This is a genomic window from Roseimicrobium gellanilyticum, from assembly GCF_003315205.1.
Classification (GTDB): Bacteria; Verrucomicrobiota; Verrucomicrobiia; order Verrucomicrobiales; family Verrucomicrobiaceae; genus Roseimicrobium; species Roseimicrobium gellanilyticum.
The window spans coordinates 1-9,513 of record NZ_QNRR01000027.1; the positions used below are offsets into that span (position 1 = coordinate 1).

Annotated in this window: 3 protein-coding genes; all 3 read right to left on the bottom strand. The window is 55.9% G+C overall.

Features of this window, described 5'->3' with window-relative positions; translation table 11 throughout:
* Positions 1-951 precede the first annotated feature (951 nt).
* Positions 952-2,805 (bottom strand): RHS repeat domain-containing protein, encoded by a 1,854-nt coding sequence (locus DES53_RS32260; RefSeq protein ID WP_147263766.1) that lies wholly within the window; start codon positions 2,803-2,805, stop codon positions 952-954.
* Between the two features lie 1,074 nt (positions 2,806-3,879).
* Entirely contained in the window at positions 3,880-7,209 is a 3,330-nt protein-coding gene (locus DES53_RS32265; RefSeq protein WP_113962471.1) for an RHS repeat-associated core domain-containing protein, read from the bottom strand.
* A 916-nt stretch (positions 7,210-8,125) separates the two neighbouring features.
* On the bottom strand, positions 8,126-9,513 hold a 1,388-nt coding region (locus DES53_RS32270), incomplete at its 5' end, for an RHS repeat-associated core domain-containing protein (RefSeq protein WP_147263767.1).

Consider the following 9,513-nt stretch of genomic DNA (forward strand, 5'->3'; position numbering starts at 1 on the left):
TGCTGGCTCACATTCCCCACCGCATCATGCTGCCACTGGAAGGTGGCAATCAAGGTCTGGTTGGGATTGAACAGATGCCTTGCGGTGAGCTTGCCGACGGCATCATAGTGGTTGTCCTGCTGCTGCCCATTGCCCAGGGTCAAGGCAATGGCACGACCTGCGAGGTCATAATGCCACGTCGTGGTACGCCCGCCTTCCACCAACGTGGCGATGCGGTTGAGCGCATCATAGGTGCGCGTCTCGGTCCGGCTGGGAAAAATAAGCCTGCAACACTCCGTTCACCTCACATGGTCCAACCTTGACCATCGCAGGGCCTTGGAACAACCTGCTGGCCACATCGCACAGGAGGGTCGCATCCCTCACTGAATTCGTTCCGACATGCCGCATCAGCACCCCTCACGCGCCAAGCGGCACTTTAGGAGGTTAACCAGGACCATTGCATTCGAGGCGGGCGTTGCATTGGGATGTTTGGTCAGACGTAGGCAAACTTTGGCTCTCTAAAACCGGTGAGGGTTGGGATGCGGGAACTGCCAGCACGGTGATGTAGAAAGCGCAGGCAGTTCAGCATTCAGGGTCTCACCAACACACGAGCGTTCATAGCCGAGAAGCTCTTCTGTGTTTCATCACTTTGCAAATGGGTTGGCACAGCCAATGCCATTGGTTGGCTTGTGCGTTCATTCTTTCATCTTTACGTTCATTCGAGCCCTAGTTGCCGTTCCAAATCTTCATGGAAAGCGATCCAAGATTCTCGCGCTTCTCCCCACACAGGATGACCAAAAACTAACTTTTTAGCTTCGCTAGGTTTAATCTCGAAGTGCGATGTAATACCAACCATTATTTGCACGGGCGAAAACCCCGCTCTAGCGCACAATGGGATCGCTTCTTCTGGCGATGTAAACTGGGACGCATTGTGCTTTAGGAATCGAAAGACCCTCTGTATATCTGGATGACTCATTTTTCGTCAAACATGATTGTTTTATCTACTATTTTTGGTTTCGCGGTACTTCCATTTCTATCAGCTCCTATTCGTTCATAAGTCATTCGAATTCCCTTCAGCCCACTCCCTTTCGCAGCTTTCATGAACGAACTGTGCATTTGCCACATTTCTTTCAACACGGACCCGCGTAAAATCGCCTCACCGGACACCGGAAGGACGCCAATATTATCAACGACGAGCAGACCATCTTTCACCGAAATCCAGCCAGTTACGTCGACAGGACCAGCTTTGGTTGCCTGTTGGTAGTACATAAAAGTAGGCTGGCCAGCAGCTTTAGAAGATGCCATGGCCTCACTCAGAGCTGTTTCTACGCTGTAGATTGATGTATCTACTGGAACTCCTGCTGATTCTGTAGGAGCACCGGTGGAGGTAGCTTTCGGTGTACCCTTCCCAAATGGCAATTTAGGCAATCTAGGGGGTGTAGGAACGCCAATTCCTCCTCCCAAGCCAACCCCACCAGTGGAGTCAATCAGATCCAAAGTTCCAGCAAACCGGGGATGGTCCTTCCGCAATTCTTCTCTCTGGACTCTTCTCTCTTCAGATATGGGACCAGGCTTGATACCCGCCCAGTCAAGCACTTCGTCCCCAGCCTTGTTAATATCTCCTACAACGGTCCCTGGTTGTCTTGTATCTACAAGTTTGTAGATGTCTTTTACAGATTTGACCCCTGTGTCGGCCATCTCTCCTCCCAGGTCAAGCACCCAATCGAATGCTCTCCGCATCCCATCGCTTATCTCGCGCACGGGATCGACACCAGACAAACCGTTCGGATCAAATTTGCTCCACGGATTCTGCCTGACATACGCATAGAGGTTTGGGCCGTCGACAAACCCCGCCGGGTCGCGGCTCATCCACACATTGGTATCCAGCTCGCGCATGCGCCAGCCTTCATTGTTTAGCCCTGTCGGATCCTCCTCCTTCGTATTCGCCCGCTGACGGTCCAGGTTGCTGCCCGTCTCCACCGGACGCTTGCCATACGCGTCATAGCTCGCAGTCCAGGTGAAGGCGCCGGTGCTGTCGCTCTGCGCCACGACATCCCCGCGGCCGTTGCTCAGGTTAAACTTCGCACTGCCGCTGCGCAGGGAGTACAGCAACCCACCCACACCGCCGCCCATGTCGGGGCCGCGCTGGTACTCTACGGAGGGTTGAGAGTTGAGAGTATTGAGTTGAGAGTCAGTTACCTCAAATTCAGCGACGCTGAGGCCGCCGCTGAAGGTCATGGCGACGGGATTGGCGCTGCCTTCGGTGCGGGTGATGCGACGCACGCGGTAGTCGTAGGCGTAGCTGTGCACGCTGGTGTCCGGTAGGGTCACGCTGGAGAGCATGTTCTGCGGGGTCCACGTGTAGGTGGTGGTGGCCGTCGTGGGCTCCTCATCATGCGTGGTGATGGCCGTGCTGGCGCGGTTGCCCCGCGTGTCATAGGTCATCACGGCGCTGCGTTGCACGACCTCGGTCCCGTTCTCCTCGCTCCACGCGATCAACTGGTTGGCCGTGTTGTAGGTGTAGCTGGTGTCCTTCACCACCACGGTGTTTTCCTTCTCCACCTTGCTCGCCCGATTGCTGGCGTCGTCATAGGTGTAGAGCGTCTCCTTCGTGATCTCGCCTGACTGCGTGACAGTCTCGCCCAGGAGGCGGTACACATCATCATACGCCATGGTGGTGGTGCGCAGCGCGTTGTTACGCGTGGTATCTCCCAGCCAGCGCTCGGTCTGCTGGGTCACATTGCCCACCGCATCATGCTGCCACTGGAAGATGGCAATCAACGTCTGGTTGGGATTGAACAGGTGCCGTGCCGTCAGCTTGCCCACTGCATCATAGTGGTTGTCCTGCTGCTGCCCATTGCCCAGGCTCAACGCAATGGCGCGACCTGCGAGGTCATAATGCCACGTGGTGGTGCGCCCGCCTTCCACCAACGTGGCGATGCGGTTGAGCGCATCATAGGTGCGGGTCTCGCTGCGGCTGGGAAAAGTAAGCCTGCAACACTCCGTTCACCTCACATGGCCCAACCTTGACAGTCGCTCGGTCTTGGAACAAACAGCCAGCGACATAACCAAACAGGTCGCATTTCTAACGCGTTTCGTGAAGGTGGGCTTGAGCTGAAAGATGCTTGGATGGGTCACTGAGCGGTTGACGAGGACAGCACTGGATGTGGGAGGCCCGTGTGTTGAAGTGTTCTGATGATAAGAGAAAGCCGATCCCGCGAATGCCGGACCGTGAGTAGCGAGAAGCTTGTTTTGAGTTTTAACTTGCAATCAGGAAATGGCGACCTTGTGCGCGCCATTGGTTGCCTCATTTTCGGCATTCAGGGTCTCACCCACAAACGAGCGTTCATAGTCGAGAAGCTGTTCTGTGTTTCATTTTTTCAAATGGGTTGGCACGGCCAATGCCATTGGTTGGCTCGTGCGTACGTTCTTTTCATCACTTGTCATGCTTCGTACGTTCGTTCAACTCGGTCAAGGCACCTTGAAGACGCATTCTACGAACCTCGTCTGAGAAGCGTAAATCTAGCCAATATATATACCATGTCACAGTTTGATTATCGGCATTAGTTCGCATCCAGTTTACAAGCCGACGCAAGCCTACTCTCGTGACCGCTGCATTAATCCAGAAAAGCACAGTTGATGCATCAGCCAATTGAAGGCTTAGATCCAAAAGATGGTAAAAAAGCCTGCGCCTACGCAGCACCCGATTCGCCAGAATCAAACCGAGTTTAGAACGTTGGTATGACGGGAGACTCTTGTCATGTAAAAGAAACTCCCGGATCTCCTCAAATGCAATAACCTCCGGGAGGCATCTAAGTTCTCGGCACAGCATCCGTTCTCTTGCCGAGTCTCGACGGTGTCCAATTCTCTCAGAAATCAACATTCGCTCTGATGCTACACTCAGTCTTGCGCGTTTAACACATCTTTGTGAGGCGTGAACTTGTCCATAGGCAGCCCCGCTTGTTTGGCGTAATCTGCAGAAGGCATGTAGTGTCCCGAACCATTATCCCACTCTTTGAGAGCTCCCTTTTTGGTGAACGTTACTTGGCCGGCGTACGCTACATCGCGCCCCTGAGAGATTCCAGTATGCCCTGCGGTAGAACTCACGAGAATCCGACCATCAGGCATGGTAACAAAGTTCATCTGTCCCGTCGCCGTCCTCGTTTGCCCGTTTGCCATTTGCAGTTTGTATTTCCCATCAGCAAAAGTAAGTTTTGCACTCTGGGCCGGATCTTGCTGCTGACCTAAATTCTTAAAAAGTTTAGGTGACGTTCGCCAGCCCAGCTGCTTTATCGGAAGGCTCTGCGGCGTTGCAGTTCGTCCGGGAAGGCGTGATGTTAAGAAGCCACGATCTTGTGAAAGAGCTCCCGGAGCTGAAGCGGCCCATGCTTCAATCATCATCCTATACTTGGGTTCTGTTTGCATCCTGATGTAGTGATTCCCTTGCACCGGATTCCACTCCCTCACGTATGCATCCTCTGCTTTTGCTATATGTTCCGGAACGTCATGGTTAACGAATTGATTAAAGATCAGTTCTCTAGACTTTGAATCGAGTCGTCCACCAGGAGCTCCTGTGATTTTGATGTAACCATCTTTTTGGACATGGATTCGCGTGCCATCTTCTCCTTCTTCGTAGAGCCCTAGAGGATCAAACTTGCTCCACGGATTCTGCTTCACATAAGCATACAGGTTTGGGCCATCCACAAAGCCTGCGGGGTCTTTGCTCAGCCACACATCAGTCTCCAGGTCGCGGTAGCGGAACCCTTCGTTGAGCAAACCGGTGGGGTCTTCTTCCTTGGTGTTGGCGCGCTGGCGGTCGGCGTTGCTGCCGGTTTCCACGGGGCGCTTGCCGTAGGCTTCGTAGCTGGCGGTCCAGGTAAGGTCTCCGGTGGCATCGCTCTGGGCCACCACGTCGCCTCGGCCGTTGCTCAGGTTGAACTTCGCGGTGCCGCTGCGCAGGGAGTAGAGCAACCCACCCACCCCGCCGCCCATGTCGGGGCCGCGCTGGTATTCTACTGAGGGTTGAGAGTCGAGAGTATTGAGTTGAGAGTCGAGCACCTCGAACTCGGCGACGCTGAGGCCGCCGCTGAAGGTCATGGCCACGGGATTGGCGTTGCCTTCGGTGCGGGTGATGCGGCGCACGCGATAGTCGTAGGCGTAGCTGTGCACGCTGCTGTCCGGCAGCGTCACACTGGCCAGCATGTTCTGCGGGGTCCAGGTGTAGGTGGTGGTCTCCGTGCCGGGGACCTCTCCATGGGTGGTGATGACGGTGCTGGCACGGTTGCCTCTCGTGTCATAGGTCATCGCCGCGCTGCGTTGCACGACCTCGGTTCCGTTCTCCTCGCTCCACGCGATCAACTGGTTGGCCGTGTTGTAGGTGTAGCTGGTGTCCTTCACCACCACGGTGTTTTCCTTCTCCACCTTGCTTGCCCGATTGCTGGCGTCGTCATAGGTGTAGAGGGTCTCCCTGGTGATCTCACCGGACTGCGTGACGGTCTCGCCCGTGAGGCGGTACACATCATCGTACGCCATGGTGGTGGTGCGCAGGGCGTTGTTGCGCGTGGCATCTCCCAGCCAGCGCTCCGTCTGCTGGGTCACATTCCCCACCGCGTCATGCTGCCACTGGAACGTGGCGATCAACGTCTGGTTGGGATTGAACAGGTGCCGCGCCGTCAGCTTGCCCACCGCATCATAGTGGTTGTCCTGCTGCTGCCCATTGCCCAGGGTCAGCGCGATGGCACGACCGGCGAGGTCATAATGCCACGTCGTGGTGCGTCCACCCTCCACCAGCGTGGCGATGCGGTTGAGCGCATCGTAGGTGCGCGTCTCACTGCGGCCCGTGCTGTAGGTGGTGCCAGTGCGGTTCCCCGCGGCATCATAGGTGTAGGTGTGGGTCTTGCCCCGCGAGGTCTCGCTGAGCACCTTGCCCGCGAGGTCATAGGTGTAGCTCACATTGGCCGCGGCATGTCCTGACTCCGTGACGCTGAGCAACTGCCCGGCGTCATCATACGCATACGTGCGATCCGGCCCCGTGACGAAGTCCACCGTCAACAGGCGGTCGCGCTCGTCATACGTGTAGCTGGTGGTGCCGGCGGCATCCGTACGCGTCAGTTTCTGCAACGCGTTGTACGTGTAGGTGGTCTCGTCTCCATTGGCATAGTGCTCCTCCGTCACCCGGTTCTGCAGGTCATAGTCGAACGTGGTCACGTTGCCCTTGCCGTCCTTGACCATGGTGCGGTTGCCGGACAGGTCGTAGTCAAACTCCGTGAGGACGCCTTCGGCATCTGTGGTCAGGGAGAGTCGGCCAAGGCTGTCGTACTCATTGGTGGTCACCTTGCCATTGGCATCGGTGACGGTGAGCACATTCCCGCTCGCATCGTACGTGGTGAGCGTTTCCTGGTTGAGCGCGTTCTTCACCTTCACCACGCGGCTGGCCTGGTCATAGGTGTTGATGGTCACATGCCCCAGGGGATCCGTGACCGAGAGCGGCTTGCCGGCGGCATCGTACGTGGTGGACGTGATGGGCCGTTCACTCTGTCCGGTCTCACCATTCACCACCAACGGCGCCTTCACCTCGATGGGCCGGTTGCGTGAGTCGTAGCTGCTCTCCGTGATATGGCCACGGGCGTCCGTGACCTTGATGGCGTTCCCTGCGGCATCGTATTCCGAGTGCACCGTCTGCCCGAGAGGGTTGGTCACGGAGATGGCACGGCCTGCGGAGTCATACTCCGTCTCAGTGATGCGCCCCAGTCCGTCCTTCACCCACCAGGGTTTGCCAAGCTGCGTGTATTTCGTTTCCACCTCCGTGCCATCCGGAAGATCCACCCGGATGGCCTGACCAAGGGCGTCATACGTGGTCATGGTACTGCGCCCGAGGGCGTCTGTCACCTCGACGGGACGGCCCACCGCGTCGTACTCCGTGGTGGTGGTGCCACCATCGCTCACGGTCGTGCTCACGGCACGGTACAGGTCGTCATACTGCACCGTGGTCACCACGCCGCGCGGGCCGGTGCTCTTGGTGGGCTTGAACCCGCTGACGTCAAACACCGAGCTGCCGCTGTTGCTCGCGTACTCAAACGTGGTGTGCAGCGGCCCGGTCTGCGTGGACGTGCGCCGGCCCAGCGAGTCATATCCGTGCGTGGTATTGGGCCTGTCATTCACCCACGGCACGAGCAGCAGAACCCAGATCAGAAGCACGGACACACAAAGGAGCAGGAGCTTTCCTTGCATGGGAAAACTTGCACAGCAACACTTCGTTCGCCCCACTCGGTCCAACCTTGACCATCACGGGGCCTTGGAACAACCTGCGGGCCACATCGCACAGGAAGGTCGCATCCCTCACTGAATTCGTTCCGACATGCCGCATCAGCACCCATCACGCGCTCAGCGGCACACTAGGAGGTTAACCAGGACCATTGCATTCGAGGCGGGCGTTGCATTGCGATGTTCAGTTAGACGTAGGCAAACTTTGCTCTTCTCAAAACGGTAAGGGTTGGGATGCAGGAACTGTCAGCACGGTGATGTAGAAAGCGCAGGCAGTTCAGCATTCAGGGTCTCACCAACACACGAGCGTTCATAGCCGAGAAGCTCTTCTGTGTCTCATCACTTTGCAAATGGGTTGGCACAGCCAATGCCATTGGTTGGCTTGTGCGTTCATTCGCGTTCATAGCCGAGAAGCCGTTCCTGAGCTTCATCTTTGCAAAATTGGTTGGCATGTGGGTTCATTCTGTTGGAAATGGTGACCCTGTGCGCGCCACTGGCATGCTACATTTTTATGATATCAGATACCTCCCTGGTAAGCTTATTGTTATTTCTTATCCACTCTACAAGTGTGGATAAAATAACTTCTATTCTCTGCACGTTGAGCGGTCCGGCTTGAATGCTAATAAAAAAGTCCCCCCTAAGTTCACCCGTTCTTGGACTATACCGTGAGCTAGCTTGCCGGTCTGGATCGCGAAGGATCGAAACTAGAAACGCATTGTCTTCATAGGCCCAATATAAATCAACTATACCAATACGCATGGTCTCTTCCAAGGTAGCAGAGTCAGATTCAGGGGAATGAATTGTGACGTAGTGGAACTTGTCGCTTGATTCAAGCGAGCCGTAATGTTTGAGCAGGTCTAAAGATTTTTGAGTTGGGTACATGTTACTCATTGTCGATGACGCTTTCATTCGATTTTCGAACACGGCCTTTATCTATCACATCTTCAGGCTTAATATCCTCTTGGATTTTAATGTCTGCTTTTCCACCTTTTGTCACGGTGTTTAAGCGGGCTTTTCCAGTGATATTTATATCGATGTAGAAATCAGCATTTGCGGCACCTGTCATTTTTCTGATAGCATCGGGATCTACGGGTTCAATCGTTGTGGTTGTCGTAGAAATGCCCGCTCCTTTATTTGGGTCGAATGGAATACCATTCTTAACGGCGTCTTTGGCGTCCCTCTTACTAAGGAACCTTCTAACAATCTCTTTATAATCCACCAATGTGTTTTTTGTACTCTCTGTGGGCTGCTGAGACTCCTCTGTCTGCTGGAAAAGGGTATTGGCCGGTATCAACGGAGTCGGTATTTCCTTAGGTACGGCGACCGGTGCAACAGCCACTCCACCGGTGCCTACGGGTACAGGCGGTGGTCCCGATCTGCCAGACATCCCAGCCACCCCAGCACGCCCCATGGAAGCAGCTGCATCGAGTACAGCGACGTTTCCACCTACAGAGCGCCCCTTCCTACCTTCTTCAGTATTGGAGCCCCAATCAGTTCCCAAGAAGCCCCCGGCCGCTCCTTTAAGAAACTCACCTGGTGAACGTTTCAAGGCATCAAGTCGCTTCCCCCCTTCTTTGAAGTCCGTGAGATTGACATCGCAAAAGTCAGCATCGGACGGGCGCGCAGCGTAGAGACCTATTCCATATGGCTGGTGCGCCCCAAATTCGATGGTTATTCCGAAACCTGTCATACGCCACCTCAGCCCATCGGGATCAAACTTGGTCCAAGGATTCTGGACGCAATAGGCATACAAGTTGGGGCCATCCACAAACCCCGCCGGGTCGCGGCTCAGCCAGACGCCGGTTTCCAGGTCGCGGTAGCGGAAGCCTTCGTTCACCAAGCCGGTCGGATCCTCCTCCTTGGTATTAGCGCGCTGGCGGTCGAGGTTGCTGCCAGTTTCCACGGGGCGCTTGCCATAGGCTTCGTAGCTGGCGGTCCAGGTAAGTGAGCCAGAGCTGTCGCTCTGGGCCACCACGTCGCCTCGGCCGTTGCTCAGGTTGAACTTCGCGGTGCCGCTGCGCAGGGAGTAGAGCAACCCACCCACACCGCCGCCCATGTCGGGACCGCGCTGGTACTCGACGGTGGGTTGAGTGTTGAGAGTGCCAGTTCCCGGGTCGAGCACTTCGAACTCAGCGACGCTCAAGCCGCCGCTGAAGGTCATGGCCACGGGAGTGGTGCTGCCTTCGGTGCGGGTGATGCGACGCACGCGGTAGTCGTAAGCGTAGCTGTGCACGCTGCTGTCCGGCAGGGTCACGCTGGCCAGCATGTTCT